This is a genomic window from Magnetococcales bacterium, assembly GCA_015228815.1.
Lineage (GTDB): Bacteria > Pseudomonadota > Magnetococcia > Magnetococcales > UBA8363 > UBA8363.
This window is the reverse complement of the sequence record JADGCV010000039.1, coordinates 18,287-34,807: the sequence shown is the minus strand read 5'-3', so window position 1 is coordinate 34,807 and position 16,521 is coordinate 18,287. Positions and strand designations below refer to the sequence as shown.

13 protein-coding genes and 1 pseudogene are annotated in these 16,521 nt (G+C 56.8%); 2 read left to right on the top strand and 12 right to left on the bottom strand.

Features of this window, described 5'->3' with window-relative positions; translation table 11 throughout:
• The 3 genes from HQL76_14580 to HQL76_14570 form a co-directional block, all read right to left on the bottom strand.
• The coding region (locus tag HQL76_14580; protein ID MBF0110391.1) for a hypothetical protein at positions 1–596 on the bottom strand (596 nt) is incomplete at its 3' end.
• A gap of 21 nt (positions 597–617) precedes the next feature.
• The gene (locus HQL76_14575; protein MBF0110390.1) at positions 618–1,823 is read right to left on the bottom strand and encodes a type II secretion system F family protein; all 1,206 of its coding nucleotides are present in this window, start codon (positions 1,821–1,823) and stop codon (positions 618–620) included.
• Positions 1,816–3,534: a type II/IV secretion system protein gene (locus HQL76_14570; GenBank protein ID MBF0110389.1), complete on the bottom strand. Its 1,719-nt coding sequence runs from the start codon at positions 3,532–3,534 to the stop codon at positions 1,816–1,818. Before HQL76_14570 ends, HQL76_14575 begins: the two co-directional genes overlap by 8 nt.
• A gap of 1,337 nt (positions 3,535–4,871) precedes the next feature.
• Here HQL76_14570 and HQL76_14565 point away from each other — a divergent pair.
• Positions 4,872–5,675 (top strand): annotated as a pseudogene (locus HQL76_14565) (AAA family ATPase).
• A gap of 352 nt (positions 5,676–6,027) precedes the next feature.
• Here the strand turns inward: HQL76_14565 and HQL76_14560 are convergent.
• The 9 genes from HQL76_14560 to HQL76_14520 form a co-directional block, all read right to left on the bottom strand.
• Positions 6,028–6,750, bottom strand: a complete 723-nt coding sequence (locus tag HQL76_14560) for an ABC transporter ATP-binding protein (protein ID MBF0110388.1) — start codon at positions 6,748–6,750, stop codon at positions 6,028–6,030.
• Positions 6,751–6,829: 79 nt separating this feature from the next.
• Positions 6,830–7,633 (bottom strand): prepilin-type N-terminal cleavage/methylation domain-containing protein, encoded by an 804-nt coding sequence (locus HQL76_14555; GenBank protein ID MBF0110387.1) that lies wholly within the window; start codon positions 7,631–7,633, stop codon positions 6,830–6,832.
• Between the two features lie 199 nt (positions 7,634–7,832).
• Positions 7,833–8,135 carry a hypothetical protein gene (locus tag HQL76_14550; GenBank protein MBF0110386.1) on the bottom strand — a complete coding sequence of 101 codons (303 nt, stop codon included), beginning with the start codon at positions 8,133–8,135 and terminating at the stop codon, positions 7,833–7,835.
• A gap of 54 nt (positions 8,136–8,189) precedes the next feature.
• A complete protein-coding gene (locus HQL76_14545) occupies positions 8,190–9,953 on the bottom strand; it encodes an Hsp70 family protein (protein ID MBF0110385.1) in 1,764 nt (587 codons plus the stop codon).
• Positions 9,950–10,627, bottom strand: a complete 678-nt coding sequence (gene grpE, locus HQL76_14540) for a nucleotide exchange factor GrpE (GenBank protein ID MBF0110384.1) — start codon at positions 10,625–10,627, stop codon at positions 9,950–9,952. The genes HQL76_14545 and grpE overlap by 4 nt, the downstream gene beginning before the upstream one ends.
• A 3-nt stretch (positions 10,628–10,630) precedes the next feature.
• Positions 10,631–10,954 carry a DnaJ domain-containing protein gene (locus tag HQL76_14535; GenBank protein ID MBF0110383.1) on the bottom strand — a complete coding sequence of 108 codons (324 nt, stop codon included), beginning with the start codon at positions 10,952–10,954 and terminating at the stop codon, positions 10,631–10,633.
• Between the two features lie 62 nt (positions 10,955–11,016).
• Complete coding sequence (locus HQL76_14530) at positions 11,017–13,485, bottom strand: hypothetical protein (protein ID MBF0110382.1); 2,469 nt, start codon at positions 13,483–13,485, stop codon at positions 11,017–11,019.
• 100 nt (positions 13,486–13,585) lie between these two features.
• Entirely contained in the window at positions 13,586–14,305 is a 720-nt protein-coding gene (locus HQL76_14525) for a hypothetical protein (protein ID MBF0110381.1), read from the bottom strand.
• 20 nt (positions 14,306–14,325) lie between these two features.
• Complete coding sequence (locus tag HQL76_14520) at positions 14,326–15,117, bottom strand: ABC transporter permease (protein MBF0110380.1); 792 nt, start codon at positions 15,115–15,117, stop codon at positions 14,326–14,328.
• Between the two features lie 382 nt (positions 15,118–15,499).
• Between HQL76_14520 and HQL76_14515 the strand changes: the two genes are divergently transcribed.
• A complete protein-coding gene (locus tag HQL76_14515; GenBank protein MBF0110379.1) occupies positions 15,500–16,495 on the top strand; it encodes a hypothetical protein in 996 nt (331 codons plus the stop codon).
• Positions 16,496–16,521 lie beyond the last annotated feature (26 nt).

The following is a 16,521-nucleotide window of genomic DNA, read 5'->3' as shown; positions in this document are numbered from 1 at the left end:
GTTTGATGGTTAGCTGAAACTCCATCTTGGCCCATTTCGAGGCCGTTGGGAACGGGGCGGACCATACCATTAGACCCATTTTTTCTTTCAATAGTCCTGAGCGGAAGTACGTGGTCCGCGCCAATCACGGGAAGCCAGCGGCTTTTATCCCGGGTCCGGACCATGGCCACCACCACGCCATCCCATCGCACTCCCGCCATCGGTCTCAACCCCACCTCCTCAATGCCCGCGCTCCCCGAAACCACAATGACATAACGCAAACCCGCACCCCATTCATCCCGCAACGGCATCAACCCCAAGGTTCGCCACGGCACCACCCCCTCGCTCCGCGCCGCCGTCCCATGACAGGGATCATCAGCCAAACCATCCGGAGGTTCATCCACATCGGGACACGGAAGACGCCGTTCCCTGGCAGAAAAGGCCCGCAACGCCAACGCAGCATCGGCCATCCGTCGCAACGTCGTCTCCCTCGCCACAAGCCGCCCCGGATCCGCATCGACCAAAGGCAGCACGACCGCCCCCAGAGCCGCTACAAGAAGCGCCAGAAACGCCACCAAGGCACTGCCATCGCAGTCACAAGTCCAACGCCGTTGCATGCACGCTACCTCCCCGTCCCATCAGAACCGGACATGACTTATCGTCTCATATATGGGACCAAAAACCGAGAGGATCACCCAACCCAATAAAAACCCCATCACCAAGGTTAAAAGAGGCTCCACCATGGATTGCAAGCCGTCGATGCTTTCACGCACCTCCCGATCGAGAAAATAACTGACATTTTCCATGGCCCCGTCCAATTGTCCACTCGCCTCTCCCGCCTCGACCAAACGCGGCAACGGCGGCGGCAACAGCGATTCTTCACGCAAGGCGGCACTGACCGTCTGCCCCTCCGCTACCCGGTCGCGAATGCGGCGAATCGATCGGGAAAGAATCTTGTTCGTGGTCAGGTTTTCATTGATCGCCAGGGCATCGAGTACCGCAACCCCCGAACGGTACATGAGGGAAAAATTGGTGGCGAACCGGACCAGGAAGAACTTGCGCACCAATGGGCCGAAAAACCAGACACGCAACAACACACCATCCAACCACAGGTCGAATTTGGGATTGACCCGTCGCAAGAACCCGAAACCCAACACCAAGGCCATGGGGGCGGCAAGCATCAACCACCACCACTGAACCACAAACCGGCTCAGGGAAAACAGAAGCAACGTATACAATGGAATCTCGCCCCCCATCTTGGGAATGAACTCCATCAGGCGCGGCGCGAGAAAAATCATCAGAAAGAAAAATAATGCCATCACCACCAGAGCGACAATCACCGGATAACGGACCGCCTGTGCCGCCCGGGTCGCCAACTCGTCCTCCCACTTGATGTTGTCGGCCAGGGACTTGAAGATTGCCGTCAATTGTCCCGTCCGTTCTCCCACCCGGATCAGGCCCGAAAAAACAGGAGGAAAGATTTCCGGATAGGAGGCCATCGCTTCCGAGAGCCCCTTTCCCCCCTGGATGTCCTCGGTGACGGCGGCCACGACCTCGCAAAACCTGGGATGGGACATGGAACGGCGAATCTCGTCCAGGGCATCGGGAATCGACGCGCCCGCCTTGAGCATCTGCTCCATGTGAATGCAAAAAAGAATCAGGAGTTTCCTCCCGACCACACGGCGGCGCGCCCGCGGTTCATCCAGTGCCGTGGCGTCCAGTTCGATCAACCACATGCCCATGCGTGAAAGTTTGAATTCCAGGTCCTTGGCATTCAATGCCTGGATCGTCCCACGAGAAATCCGTCCACGACGATCGGCTGCGCGATAGGAAAATTCAGGCATGATTGGACTCCAGGCCGAAATCGCCCAATTCCATCAGATCGACCGACCGGGCCAGTTCCTCCAAAGTGGTCATGCCGTTCTTGACCCGATCGATCCCATCCATCGCCATGGTGCGCAATCCGAGGGCGCGTCCGTGGGCCATGAATTCCCGGCGCGGCGCCCCCGTATAGATCAGTTCATCGAAAGTGTCATCCACCCGTAACACCTCCATGACCGGCAACCGGCCACGATACCCCGAACCATGACATTCCGGACAACCGACCGCCTGAAAGATTGCCCCTTCCTCCGTCGCGGAAAATTTCAGGATACGGCGTTCCCTGTCGGTTGCAAGCACGGGTTTGCGGCAGGCAAGGCACAAACGGCGCACCAGGCGTTGGGCAACGATGCAGTTGATGTTGCCGATGAGAAAATCCTTGTGCGTCCCCAGGTTCATCAAACGGGGCAAGGACCCAAGAGTGGAATTGGCATGAAGCGTCGTCAGAACCTGATGTCCGGTCATGGCCGCCTGAAGGGCCATGTTGGCGGTTTCGCTGTCATGAATCTCCCCGACCAGGATCACGTCGGGATCCTGCCAGAGAAGAGAACGGATCCCGGCAGCATAATCAAGCCCAACGGCCTTGTTGACATTGGTTTGCAAGACGGTGGACATGGGATATTCCACCGGGTCCTCCAGGGTCATGACATTGATGCCGACATTATTGAGATGGTTGATCATCGAATAAAGGGTCGTGGTCTTGCCACTGCCGGTGGGTCCGGTGACCAGGATCAATCCCATGTTGCGCCGCAGGGCGCGATGAAGTTCCCCAAGATTATGGGGTGTCACCCCCAGTTCGTCCAGGGAACGGACCTCCCGTCGCAAATCGAGGATCCGGAATACGGCATTTTCTCCGTTGATCGTCGGCTGGATGGAAATGCGAAAACTCACCTTCTGCCCCGCCATCTCAAGGCTGACATGGCCATCCTGGGGAATCCTGGTTTCGGCAATGTTCATCCCCCCCATCACCTTGAGACGTACCATCAGGCTGGGAAGCAGGTGACGGTGAAAACTGTGGATATGACGCAATACCCCGTCAATGCGATAACGGACCCGGACGAATCCCGAGGTCGGACCGATATGGATGTCGGAGGCCTCGCGTTTGACCGCATCGGTCAACAGGGCATTGACAAGGCGAACCATGGGATGGCTGAACTCCGCCATCGGATCGACCAGCGACTCCAGATCCACCTCCCCCGTTTCCAATTCCCGCAGAATCCCCTCCACCGACAGTTCATGGCCATAATGCTGATCGATGGCCCCGGCGATCTCCGCCTCTCCCGCCAGGCGTGGCAAAACCGTCGCCCCCGGTTCCAAGCGGGCCTGCAACAGGTCAAGGACCGAAACATTGGTCGGATTGGCCATGGCCACGACCATCTGTTTCCTGTCGCGGTCATACAGGATCGGCAGGATGCCATGGCGCTTGGCGAAGCGTTTGGGAACCATCGCCAACGCCTCGGGATGGGGCGAGACTTCGACCAGGTCGATCGACTCATGATTGAGCGCCTCGGCCAGAACGCTCCTCAGAGCCACCTCGGCCACCAGACCCAGACGGACCACGATCCGTCCCAACGATTCCGACGAACGTTTCTGCTCCGCCAGGGCAGTCTGGAGATGATCCTGGGAAATCAATCCCCGTTCGAGCAGCAGATCCCCCAAACGGCGCCGCGGCGCCATTTTTTCGGCCCCTCCCGGCGTTGCCGCATCCGTGCGGATTGCCGGAGCAGGCTGCCAGACCTGGATCAAATGGCGCATCCAGGACGTGTACCGACCCGATTTTCCAGCAAAACCATAATGGCTTCGCGGTGGTCTTTTCAACAAAAGCTGGGCCGTCAGGAGTTCCAGCCCGCCGTTGTCCCCCCCCCCGGTGATTCCCAGGTTCCGGGTCAGGGCGTCCACATCCACCGCCACGAACCGCGCCCCGTCCAATGTCCCGGCAAGCGCGGAAATATCGCGAGACAATGCCGGGGGGGCCAGGAAGAACAGATCGAAGGATTGTCCCCGTTCCAACACCTTCAAACTGGACAGATACCCCTGCGTCCGAAGCAACTCCCCAAAGATCGATTCCGCCCCGGCCTCCCCCATCGCGACACGCATCGGCGTCATGCGGCTGATCTGGGTTCGTCCTCGGACAAAATAGGTCTGGCGCAAACCAAACGAATGCAACACCGCCAGCAATGCCCGCTCCGAACCGCGATCGATCCGGCGCATCAACAAACGCATCAACAATTGCTGCGACCACAATCCCGCAACCGGCACATCCAGTTCATCCAGGATCGCCATCCATGGAGCGATCAATCCCGGATTGACCAGCCCCGAATACAGAATGCGTTCCCCCTCCCGTCCCCGCCCCTGGGAGACCGCCCGGCGATACGGCGTCGCGGAAAACAATCGTTCCAATCGCCGATCGAGCACCGCCTGACGATCCCTGCCACGCATCCAGGGAATCACCTCCCCCCACATCTCCTCCTCGATGACATCCACCAGGACAAACACCGGTCGTTCATCGGCTCCGCCCTTCAGGGAGGTCCGGAAACAGTCCTGTCCCCCGGCATCCTGGGAAAACACCCCCTGCCGCGTAAACGTGCCGTCGGTCCAGTGGTACAGCACCAACCGCTCCCGGGAAACCACCATCAGTCTGGATTCGGCCCTTCGCTCTGGAAGAAAGGCCAAGGGATTTTCAAACAGCGCGTTCATCAAGGACATGGAAGGATGCTCGACGGTGGGTGAGTCGATCTGGACATGCGAACATGACAAATTTTTCGATTCGAATCAATCAAAACAATCTCATCATCGATGATTTCCCATATTTTTTCCCAAGTCATCGATGAACCATCATTCATCGATGGCGCAATCGAGAACATCTCCATATCATATCAAATCAGGAAATAAATCGTTGATCATGGCACACGATTGATCGCATCCCCGCACGAAGTCCTTTGGAATCCCTGCCGGTGAACCGATTTTCATGTTACGTTAAGGTTTTTATTCTGTGTAAGGCAGGGTTTCATGCCATGTATCATGAAAATTTTGGCCTCGATGACGCTCCGTTCCGCAACACTCCCGATACCCGGGTCTTTTTTCCCGGCGGCAAACGTGGTGCCATTCTCGAAGCGCTGGAATATGCCGTTCTTCAGGGTGAAGGAATCATCAAGGTTGTCGGCGAGGTGGGCAGCGGCAAGACCATGCTGTGTCGCATGCTGGAACAGCGGTTGGCCGGGAAGGTCGAGACCGTGTTCATCGCCAATCCTGGCCTGACCCCGGACAATATATTTCATGCCATCGCCTTCGAACTCCATCTGACCATCGCCGAACGGAATGACCGTTTCCAGGTTCACCAGGCCCTGCAACAATGCCTGCTGCAAAAACATGCCGCCGGACGCCAGATTGTCGTGCTGGTGGAGGAGGCACAAGGAATGCCCCTGGCGACCCTCGAAGAAATTCGTCTCCTCAGCAACCTGGAGACCACCCGATCCAAACTGTTGCAACTGGTATTGTTCGGCCAGCCGGAACTGGATGTCAATCTGGCCCACCCCTCGATCCGCCAATTGAAGGAACGCATCTCCTACCAGTTCTACCTCCCCCGTTTCAGTCGCAGTGATTGCGAAGCCTATCTTCTTCTACGTCTGCGGTCCGCCGGTTATCGGGGACCGACCCTGTTCCCGCCGGCAGTCAGCCGCCGCATCTGGAAACTGTCGGAAGGATTGACGCGACGCATCAACCTGTTGGCCGACAAGGCCCTTCTCGGGGCCTACATCGAAAGAAAAGACCGTGTCACTCCGAAGCATGTTCGACAGGCGGCCCGCGAAAGCAGCTTCATCGCCACCGCAACCCCACGACGGACCACCGCTCTTGCCACCCTTCTTTACCTGACGGCCATCCCGGTCGCCGGATGGGCCGGTTTTCATCTGGCCACGCGATACCCGGTCACGGCCCGCCCCACGACCTCCTTCGTCGCCATCCCCGGGCCAACGCCACGGGAACCGCCGACGATGGACGAGCGATTCCCAATTCCTCCGCTGCCAATCGTCCCACCCCGGACCGTCTCCCCAAAACCCCAATTCGTCCAACAGGACAACCACGATGCAAAATAAACTATTTAAATAAAGAAACAGGCCAAAGAGAAGACGATAACTTATTTTATATTTCTATAGTCTATTTTCCGTGACATCAAGGAGCATCAATGCATCGAATAAACGATTCTTCCAAAGTATTCCCCGGATAGTCGGCACGGCAGACAGTGGGCGATCCTTGGAAACGAAGGGATCCATGGTGCAAAATGGCCATGCGATCACATAACTCCGCCACATCCGCCAACAGATGGGTCGAGAAAAACAACGTTCCCCCCCCCTCCCGAAACTGGAACAGGCGCCGTTTGAGCAATACCCGGGCCTTGGGATCCAGACCGCTCATCGGTTCATCGAGGATCAACAGTTTGCGTCCACTCAGGAATGCCCCCGCCAAGCCCAATTTCTGCGTCATCCCCTTGGAACACGCCCGGACCTGAAGATCGAGGACCGCAGAATCCAAATCAAGGTCGGTCAGGATCTGGTTGACACGGTCTTTGTCGAAGAATTGCCGGTGAAGACGGGTGACATACCGCAAAAATTCACCCCCCGTCAGAAACCAGGGGGGAACGAATCGTTCCGGAAGATACGCAAGCCCCGCCCGGGCCCTGGTTTGACGATGATCCTGCCCATGAATGAAAATACTTCCAGCATCGATGCGGATAAAATCGAGCAACCCTTTGATCAATGTCGTCTTTCCCTGGCCATTGGCCCCGACGAGCGCAAAAAATTCCCCCTGATGGACGGAAAAATCAAGCCCCCGCAAAACCTCGTTGCCCGCGAACCGTTTCCACACCCCCAAAAAACGGAGCACCTCCATGTCCATCCCCATCTCCATATCACGCCAAAGCCCGCGTCAAGGCGGGCTTTGGCAAACAAATCAAACGGAGTGAGACGACCAATTCTCAGAATTGATAGACCCCACCACAATCGGACACCTGGGTAACGATGGTCCACCGTTGCGGCCAGGTACTTGTCATGTTCGGAGCCGCCGGGGTTTCAGCACCATCGTCAACACACTGGTGCCCGACGGCACCGGTTGTCCCGCCGACAAAGCCGTCCCCAACACGAAAGCTTCCCGTCCCAGGATGGCCGTCATCGACCTTCCGGTCCAGTTCGGAGATGATTTCAATTGGAATACCACGACCCGACCACAATTGATTGGACCGGGATTGATTGGCAAGGTCGCTCAGCCCCGTTTGTTCATTGTCATAGGCGATGATCATGGCGCCGTTGAAGGCATTGGTCAGACAGGTATCGGTGGGGCAGGCCCAGTTGGCTTCATCGGTCGCGCCAAAAGCGGTTCCCAGATAATTGCCAGAAATGAATCCGGAGCGGGCCAGATGAAGCCAGGTCAACCCCAGTTCACGCAACCGGTTCGGCTCATCCGGGGTTCCCTGGACGGCACGGTCGTCGAATCCGATGCGACTGTTGCCATCACCGTTCTGTTCAACCCCGGAAAGGCCCGGAATGTTGTTCAAGGCTGCGGCATAATCACCCGGAAGCGCCCGATAGCGATCGGAAAAGCCGAGAATGGCCGCCTTGACGGCATTGCCCTGGTCCGCCACATTGTGCGCCCGGGCATTGCGGATCATCTCCTGTCCCTTGAGGACCCCGCCCAACAACAATCCAATGATCACGACGACGATGGCGATCTCGATCAGGGTAAATCCCGCCGCATTCGTTCGCTCCACGCGCACCTGAGGCATGACACAGGCTCCTTTCAAACCGGGTTTTGCGGGATGACATCATGAATCGAACCATCGTTCATTCAGGTTCGCGGACAAATTCTCCCGCACAGGATCCCATGAACCTATCACAGTTGCCTCTCCAGGAACAGGTTCCACCCGTTTCATGGACCACGGGCAACAAGAAAGGAGCGAATCGACGATAAAAGATCGGTATTTTTCATCTTATGGAACGTCCCCGCTCAAAAAATTGTTCCAGAACCCTGGAAAAAACCGTGCCGTGAACCAACCGCGCCCGCCGCGCCCGGCGAGCCGCCTCTTCCCAATCACCCATGGAACAATGGTCCAGGGCACTGAAAATCAATTCTTTTCCCAGTTTCTCGGTCTTAAGGATCCAGGTCAGATCGGAACCACACCGCCGGCAGGAGACGTTCCCCGCCGTCCTGGCGGCACGGCAGATGGGACATTGATCACCCCCACGAACGACCTTCGAAGCCCTGGAAACACCCTCCTCTATTTCCATGTCCCATCCCCAACGTGATAGAAAACGACCGAATCCATAACCACCATCAAACGATCATGTTTCCAGATAGAACAACAGATCGGCCAACCGTTCCCTCAGAGACTGGGCTTCTTCGAAATCCTTCCGTTGCAACGCCTCTTCGATCGATTCGATCAGATTGACCATATCGTCCCGATCCTCGTCGGCAGCCTTGTCCAGCAGACCGCGGGCCTTCTCGATCACCGCCCGAGACGTCACCGTTTCGGCATGCCCCTCCCCGGATCCCTCGGAACCGCCTCCCGAAAAACGGGTCGCTTCTCCATCGCCCTCCAACAAGGCCGATACCCTGTCCCGGGCATGTTCCAGGCTGTTTTCTCCCCTTCGCGTCAAGGCATTGTCGATCGTGATCTTTTTATTGAGTCCCGTCGTCTTCTCCGTGGCGGTCACCTGCAAGACCCCGTTCACGTCAAGATCCAGTTTAAGGACGATCGGACTCCCCTCCCTGGACGGCCCCAACCCTTCGATCATGAACCGGCCAATCTCGATATTGAAGGAAGCATCCCGATGCTCTCCCTGGTAAATGCGGACATCCACCTTTTCCTGATTGTCGTGGACGGTAAAAAAAACTTCGCTCTTGCTCGTCGGTATGGGGGTATTGCGATGAATCAAAGGAACATAAAGAGACGAACTCCATGTTCCATCCAATTCCCCCAGGGCACTCGTGCCAAAACTATACGGAGTGACATCCACCAATACCGCCGTCCCCTTCACCCCGGCGATGATCGCCCCCTGAATGGCCGCCCCCAACGCCACGCAAACATCCGGATCCACCTCCCCCCGCGGAACATAACCAAAAACCTCTTCCAACCGTTCCCGGATCACCGGTGTCCGGGTCGCCCCGCCCACCAGGAGGACCTCCTGAATATCCCCGGTGTCCAGATGGGCATCGTCAAGGGCCCGATGGACCAGTTCCAGAGTTTCATCGACATGCGGCAGGATCATCTCCTCATAGGTCGAACGTGGCAATTCCATGTCCAGATGCAGGGGCACGCCCTCCCGGGTCCCCAGGAACTCCTCTTCGACCCGGGCAAAGGGGTGATCCGAAAGAAACCTTTTGGAGGACTCGGCCCTTCTCACGATACGGGCATGGACCGGTGTCCCCGGGACAACCTCGAACTGCCGTTCCCCGGCCAGATGTTTGAGAATATGTTCCCCGATCCGTTCATCGAAATCATCGCCCCCCAGATGATTGTTTCCCGTACTGGAAACCACCTCGATGATCTCATCCTCCATGCGAACAATGGAAACATCGAACGTACCGCCCCCGAGGTCAAATACCAAAATATGACGCCGTCCACGGTTTCCTGCCTCGTAGGCCAGTGCCGCCGCGGTGGGTTCATTGATCATGCGCACCACTTCCAGACCGGCGATCTCCCCCGCTTCGCGGGTCGCCTGACGCTGGGCATCGGAAAAATAGGCCGGAACCGTGATCACCGCCCGGGTCACCTCCCGTTTCAGATCGGCCTGGGCCATTTCCTTCAGATGTCTGAGAATAAAGGCCGAAATCTCCTGCGGGGAATATTCGGTCCCCCCCAGGGACACCTTTTCGGTGCCACCCATCTTTCGTTTGATGGAGCGGATGGTCGCCTCCGGTCGGCCAACGTATTGATTCAGGGCCGTCTCGCCCACCAACAGCTTTCCCTGGCCATCGATTCCGACCACTGAAGGGATGATGGCCCGTCCCGCGGCATCGCGAATCAGACGCGCCCGGCCATTCTCGAAAATGGCCACCTCCGAATTGGTCGTTCCCAGATCGATGCCGATGATGGGCTCACTCATTCCTTGTTCCCCTCTTTTTTATTGATCCGCACTTCCGCGGGACGCAACACCTGCCCGTTCCACACGTATCCCTTCAAATCTTCCGCCACGACAACATCGGAGTCCCGGTCGGCATGATGTTCCACGCCGATCACCCGCATCGTTTCAGGGTCCAACGGTCTGCCCAGGGTTTCCACCATCGAAATCCCCTGGCCAAGGAGCGTCTGTTCCAACCTTCGCAGCACCATGCGCAACCCCTCCACCATTCCCGCCCTCCAGGCAGTCTCGCTTCGGGACATGGCCGCAACGACCGACGGACGATGCGCCTCCATCGCCATCACACTGCGCTCCAGACGGTCCCGCAATCCGACCAACTCCAACAAGAAAGTCCCCTTCGACCGTTCCGCCCGATCCTCCCAGACTTCCCTGTGGCGCTCCGTTTCCCGGGTCAACAACACCTTCTGTTCTTCCACCACCGCGAACAATGCACGAAAACGATCCAACGCCTCCTTGAACTGGCGTGATTCGATACGAACTTCATTCTTCAATCCCGTCAACGCCTGATACAAATGCATCAGATCGTCCGCCACATCCCCTGCCCGCGCCCCCACCGGAATCCCCTCCTTCCGCTCCTGGGATTCCTCAAGGAACGCCCGAAACTGGGTCACCAGGGATTCCCTGATTCCTTCATCCACATCCTATCTCCTGTCGCCAAAATGATACGAAGCCAACAAAGCCCTCATCCATCCCACCAGTTCCTCCCGGGATGGCCTTCCTTTCACCTCCGACGACATCACCCGTGATTCCAGTTCCGAAAGATCAGGCGTCTCGACATGGTGAAATAAATTAAAATTCAACCGTTTCTTTCTTGTCTGAATCAGGGTGTAGGCCTCGGAAACCTTGCGAAACCGTTCGGGATGGCGCTCCGGGGGCCATTGTCGAATTCTCTCCAGATAGGCCCGGCGAATGACCTCGTCATCATCCACCTCTCGCGTCACACCCAGAACAAAATAGGGATCCATGGTCACCATTCATCCTCAAAGTGAAACAAACGCCCCGACTCGGACAGGGCAAGGGAGCAGCATTATTCCCGCGAAAGGAGAATATCTTCGATCATTTCACGAACGTCTTTGATAAACTCCGGTCCCGCACCCACGCTCCTCGCAATATCCCGTGCCAACTTCGCGGCATATTTTTTATCTCCAAGTTTCCGACGACCGGCGGCATCCTCTTCGATTTTCTGCCGGATGACCAATTCAAACATGGAAAGGACACTGTCGATCTGGTCCTGATCGTCGTCGGACACCGCCTCATCATCCTCATCAAACTCATCCGCGAAAGGACTCGAAGAATGAGTGAATAAAGGTAATGGAGAAATAAATTCATGAATATTTTTCATGGTGCGGGTGTCCAGATGCGATTCCTTCACCTTCCGGACGATTTCATCAAGGACGGTCCGATTCTTGTTCGCGACATGTCGATAATCTCCCTTGGCCTGGGAGAAGATGTGGAAGAAAAGAAAGGAAGGATCCTGTTCCCATTGGTTCAGGCCGACACGGGCAAACGACTCCAAAGGTTCGAACAGTTGATTTTCCAGAAGAAAATTGCAGACCAGGCGCCGTTCCTCCAAGGCAAGGTTTACCTCCGCCGCCCGGACCAACCATGGCGACAACGCTTGCAACCACTGTTTGACCAGGGGGATTTTCTCGCGTTGGTACTGCTCCAAATCCTGTATCGATTGCAGCAGGCCTCCCTTTTCGGGAACGGTATCCTCAATCCGTTGCCGCAACGAATGCCCCATTTTTCGCACCATTTCCTGGGGCGCCTTGAGTCGATGCGCCTCCACCTGAATCATCAGTTCCCGGGGCAGGGAAAATCCTTTTTGATTTCGAAGACTGCGCAGCAATTCCCCGGCCAGCCGCTCTTCCCCGCGAAACATGGCCAGGATGGCCTGACAGGCTTGAACCCTTCCGGAACGGGAATGTTCCCGTTCGATGGATTCGGCCAGCAACAATTCCTTCTCCGCCAGATCGAACCGTTTTTCGAAAACCTTCTTCCGGGCGTGCGACAAATGGGCCTCGATCAGAACGTCCCTGGCGCGAACATGGATGGAATTGAACGAAAGAATTTTTTGCGCAAAGGACACCGCCTTCTTGAACGTTTTGGCCGCGAAAGCGGCATCCATCGCCGCTTCGAGGATTTCCCGGTCTTCCGGAAACAGGGCGATCGCCCGGTCCACGGCGGCCCGGACCTCCTTGGCATTGCGTTCCTGGCCATGAAGACGGATCAGGGCAAGGTGGGTCTCCCGATCATCGGGATCGTGCTTTAGACTGGCTTCCAGATACTGAACTTTAAAAGATTCCGTTTCTTTTCGGTATCCCTTGAACCCCCAGGAGACCTGCCTTGGAACCTCTTCTTCCAGAATCTCCACCAGATGGCGATAGATTTGCGCCTTCATCAAGGGGTCATCAATGAATTCGATGGCACGGACCCACTCGTGGCGGGCCTCTTGCCATTGTCCGCGACGTTCCCATGCCAGTGCCCGGATTCGATGATTTTCCCAGGGGGGAAGCGAACCAAATCGTTGTTGGAACGGCCTCGCCAGGTCAGGATCGCATGGAAGCAGCGAATGACAAAGATTCCTGAGTGATGTCGCCGGAAAATACGCTTCCAGGGAGGGGTCCAACAATGCCTTGGCACATTGATCGGGTTTCTCTGCCAGGGATTGAAGTCGCCCGAGAATCCGGACCGCATCGGGTTTGACCTCCAGGAGACGAAAGGCCAGTTCCCGCACGGGTGGACTCCAGGAAATCATGGATTTAAGCGTACCCCCCCGTTCCGACAGGATCTCCCGGATCCCCTGGGCCAGGGGATGAAACAATTCCCGTTCGTGAATTCTGCCCAACCATTCAAGCGCCGTCCCTGGCTGAGCGCGGCAAAGAATCAAGGCATGCATGAACACGCGAAAACTTTTGAACGGCGACCCGATCGGCAATTTTTTCAACAAAGCAATCGCCTGGTCATCCAGACCCCGGTCCCAGGCATCAAGAAATTCAAGCGCGGTATCCCGATGATCGACAAACGAGGAAACCACCGGTTCCATGAGTACCGCGACCCCCCGCCCCGGACCGACAAGGGACAGAACCGCCAACCCTTCCGCAAAGGGCCCGGAACAAAAAAGCGCCCTCATCTCGGGTTTTTCCGTCAGCCCCACCAGGGAGGAAACCGCCCGCTCCATGTCTCCCCCATTGAGAAACAGGGAAAACAACATCATCGGGTCGGCGGGTCTTCCCGTCAGGGAAGACGATTTTTCCAGCATGATGGCCGCCTCCCTGGCCATCCCCTTCCCGGCCAACTCCCTGGCCCTGCCGACATAGGCCTCGACCAGCAGTTCCTTGAGTCGTTCGGAGCGGGGATCCTCCTTGAGGGCCAGTTTGAAGCGTTCGAGCGCCTGCTTGAACTGAAGCGCGTGCAAATGCGTCAGCCCCATGGCCTCGTTGGACAGGTTCGCAGTCGGACTTTTTCCCTTCCCGCCCCCCTTTTTTTTCTTCATCGCCACCACCTGGAACAAAGTTTTCCCCACTAGAGCGGAGGCCATCATAACCCTGAAGCAAACCAATGGAAAGCACTCTTTGACAATCACCTGACCGTCCTCACTTCGAAACACCTGTCCGAAGTTCAAGCGCCCGCAAACGGTCATCGAGGAAATGGATTTCCCTGGGGTCGGTGACCTGGCCGCTGGACAGAAGGCCACCGATGAACAGGCGCGCCTGATCGAGTTCCCCCATGTCCTCGAGGATGGTCATTTCCATCTGCCGCGCCCAGGAAGGAACGGAAGTTGGGGAAGCATGCAAACGAATCGCCCGAGCATAACTCAAGGCAAGCGGAAGATCGTGAAGGCGGTGTTTGGCGATGATGGCGACATGTCCCAACCAGGGCCAGCGAACGTCGGGATCCTCGAAGAACCGTTCGAAAACGAACCGGGACAGAATTCTCTGGGATTCCTCGCGCGGAATGTCGGCATAGATACGACTGGCCGCCATCAGTGGGTATTGCCCCCGTGGATCGAGGTCGAGAATCGCGGACAACCAGTCCCGCAGACGAACGGGATCGAGCGATTTGAAGGAAAGGCTGATCCCCGATTGATAGTCGAACCCCTGAAGCCACAGCATTGCCATGCGGTTCATGGCCATCGGATCGCCCAACGCCGACAGACGAAACAATCCCGGGGCCAGAGGCGCCGGAAGCGAAACCGCCCGAGGGGAAGGGGGGACAAGTTGGGCATGGAAAAGACATTGCAACGCAAGAAACAGTAACGCCAGCCATCCGATGACCGGGGGTACATCTTCCCAGGGGCGATCGCGCCGGGCCATTGTTTGGAACCATCGCGCCATCAGAAATTTTTCCGATACAGATCGATCAAAGCCGCCGTCACCAGAAGGGCAAGATAAATCCCCCCCTGGAAGAGGACGAACACCAGATCATCCCAACCGCCATCGCCATGCACCAGCCAATCGCTTTGCGTCATGCGATCGAGCGCCGGGAGAAAAAAGGCCAGGACATCGATGAATCGATTCATCAACCACACCGTCCACACCCCCTGGGGCATGATGGGACCCTGGCCCACCCATTGCAAGACCACCACCGAACGGGCCAGGAAATACACCGCCATCACCAGGGCGAACGCGGGTGGAACCTGTTGAAAGGTCAGGAGGGAGAAGACCGCCAGGGCGATGACCAGCAACAATTCGACAAACAGCGACCCCCCCCACAGGACGGACTGCCAGACCGGCGCAAACAGCAGGGTTCCCGAAGAAAACACCGCCGCCACCACCAACGCGATCAGTGCGAATCCCGCCAGACGCCCCAACAAATATCCGGCACGGGGAATGGGCAGGGACAAGACCAGATCGATCCCTTTGTCGTGAAACTCCCGAACCTGGGCGCTCAGGACGAACAAGGCCAAGGTGACCACCGCACCCAACCTGAGAAAGAAACCCGCCACCGCCGCTTCGACCTCGCGTGTCTCCATGACCGCCAACGCCCCCGCGAAGAAGGCAAGACCCATCCCCATCAGAAAGACCACCACCATGAGCCCCACCATCCGCGTCCGAATCCCCTCCAGCACCGTCACCCAGGCGATGGCCATCACGGAAGCCCAGTGTATTTCATTCCCACCCCTCATTCTTTCATTCTCCCACGATTCGGTAGCGCATCACGATGCTTTAACCCATTGCATCTTGTTGTCATTTCAAAATGATCAGACATCATGGTTCGGCATGCCTGGTTGATTGTTTGCCGGCGGTCCGAATGATTGTACGCCAATATCGCGCGAGGATCATGGACACAGGCTGAATCAAAATAAAATATGATGTCCCCGATCTTGATTTCCCGAATCGACGCATGGTTCGCACCCCAATCAGGATTTCATTGATTCCCATGGAAAAACGTGTAATTCTTGATTCCGTGACTTCCAAGGTGCGTCATGACGGCTTCGCCATGCCGGAAATCGTTGGCGGGAATCCATATCCAAAATGGTCGTGTGTATTCAAGTAAGGAGCGCTCACATGCTGGGGAAAATGGCCAAAAGAGGGGTCTTTGCAATTTTATTGGGGCTGTCGGTATCCTTGAGCAGCGGCGGGTACGCCCAGGAGGCGGAAAAACCTTTTTCCGATGATGAAATCAACCGGTTCATGGTCGATTACGGCGCCATGATCCAGGAAGCCCGGAAACGACAGGGAAATCAATCCATGCCCTACCACCCCTGGACCATCTCCGGCATGCGCTACGACAAAGGGTTCGTCGCGCAACTGACCGCCAAAGGATGGAAGCCCGACCGGTTTTTCTACATCTTCAATCACGTCAACCAGGGACTCATGATCCGGAAAACCGATCAGGAGCGGGCCCTGGCCGAAAAGAAAATGCAAGACGAAATGCAAAAACTTGCCGAACAGTCCCGTTCACGCAACGAAGCGGCTCGCAAGGAAATGGCTGAAGCGGCCCGTCAGCGGCAATCCTGGATGGCCGGGCAACTCGACCAGGAAGAACGACGCATCCGCGACAATTCCAACATTCCGCCGTTCCAGAAAGCCCAAGCCCTGGGCATGTTGCAACAACAGCGCCGCCAACTCGCCCAATCCTCTGCCGCAACGGCAACCCCCACGAGGGAACAAATCGATCAATCCCGCAAAAAGGCAATCCGCGACAACCCCTTCATCCCGCCCATGCAAAAACAATGGCTGCTGCAACAATTTCAGGGCCAACAGGCCAAGAGCGATCAGACCGCCTCCGCTGCGTCACCCGATGCCCGGTCGCAACGAGACCAAATGTTGCGGCAACAGAAGGAGTGGATCGCCCGGCAACAGGCAATGGTCGCCAACAACCCCTACATCCCGCCACAACAACGTTCGGTTATGAAACGACAATTGGATCAATACGTCCGCAACATGGAACTTCAAATGCAGCAAAATCCCTCAAATACCGGGTTTCTGCCCGAAGAGGAGATGAAACTGGTCGAAAAATATGGCGACCGCCTGTTGGACATGCTGCAAAAAAAACAGTGATCGCCTTCCCAACATCGATGACGAAA

What these genes read in the sequence shown, in the direction of transcription:
- HQL76_14575 (MBF0110390.1), bottom strand. Translation starts at nt 1,823, where the DNA reads ATGCCTGAATTTTCCTATCGCGCAGCCGATCGTCGTGGACGGATTTCT.
- HQL76_14570 (MBF0110389.1), bottom strand. Translation starts at nt 3,534, where the DNA reads ATGGCGCCGCGGCGCCGTTTGGGGGATCTGCTGCTCGAACGGGGATTG.
- HQL76_14560 (MBF0110388.1), bottom strand. Translation starts at nt 6,750, where the DNA reads ATGGACATGGAGGTGCTCCGTTTTTTGGGGGTGTGGAAACGGTTCGCG.
- HQL76_14555 (MBF0110387.1), bottom strand. Translation starts at nt 7,633, where the DNA reads ATGCCTCAGGTGCGCGTGGAGCGAACGAATGCGGCGGGATTTACCCTG.
- HQL76_14550 (MBF0110386.1), bottom strand. Translation starts at nt 8,135, where the DNA reads ATGGAAATAGAGGAGGGTGTTTCCAGGGCTTCGAAGGTCGTTCGTGGG.
- HQL76_14545 (MBF0110385.1), bottom strand. Translation starts at nt 9,953, where the DNA reads ATGAGTGAGCCCATCATCGGCATCGATCTGGGAACGACCAATTCGGAG.
- HQL76_14535 (MBF0110383.1), bottom strand. Translation starts at nt 10,954, where the DNA reads ATGGATCCCTATTTTGTTCTGGGTGTGACGCGAGAGGTGGATGATGAC.
- HQL76_14530 (MBF0110382.1), bottom strand. Translation starts at nt 13,485, where the DNA reads ATGAAGAAAAAAAAGGGGGGCGGGAAGGGAAAAAGTCCGACTGCGAAC.
- HQL76_14525 (MBF0110381.1), bottom strand. Translation starts at nt 14,305, where the DNA reads ATGGCCCGGCGCGATCGCCCCTGGGAAGATGTACCCCCGGTCATCGGA.
- HQL76_14520 (MBF0110380.1), bottom strand. Translation starts at nt 15,117, where the DNA reads ATGAGGGGTGGGAATGAAATACACTGGGCTTCCGTGATGGCCATCGCC.
- HQL76_14515 (MBF0110379.1), top strand. Translation starts at nt 15,500, where the DNA reads ATGCTGGGGAAAATGGCCAAAAGAGGGGTCTTTGCAATTTTATTGGGG.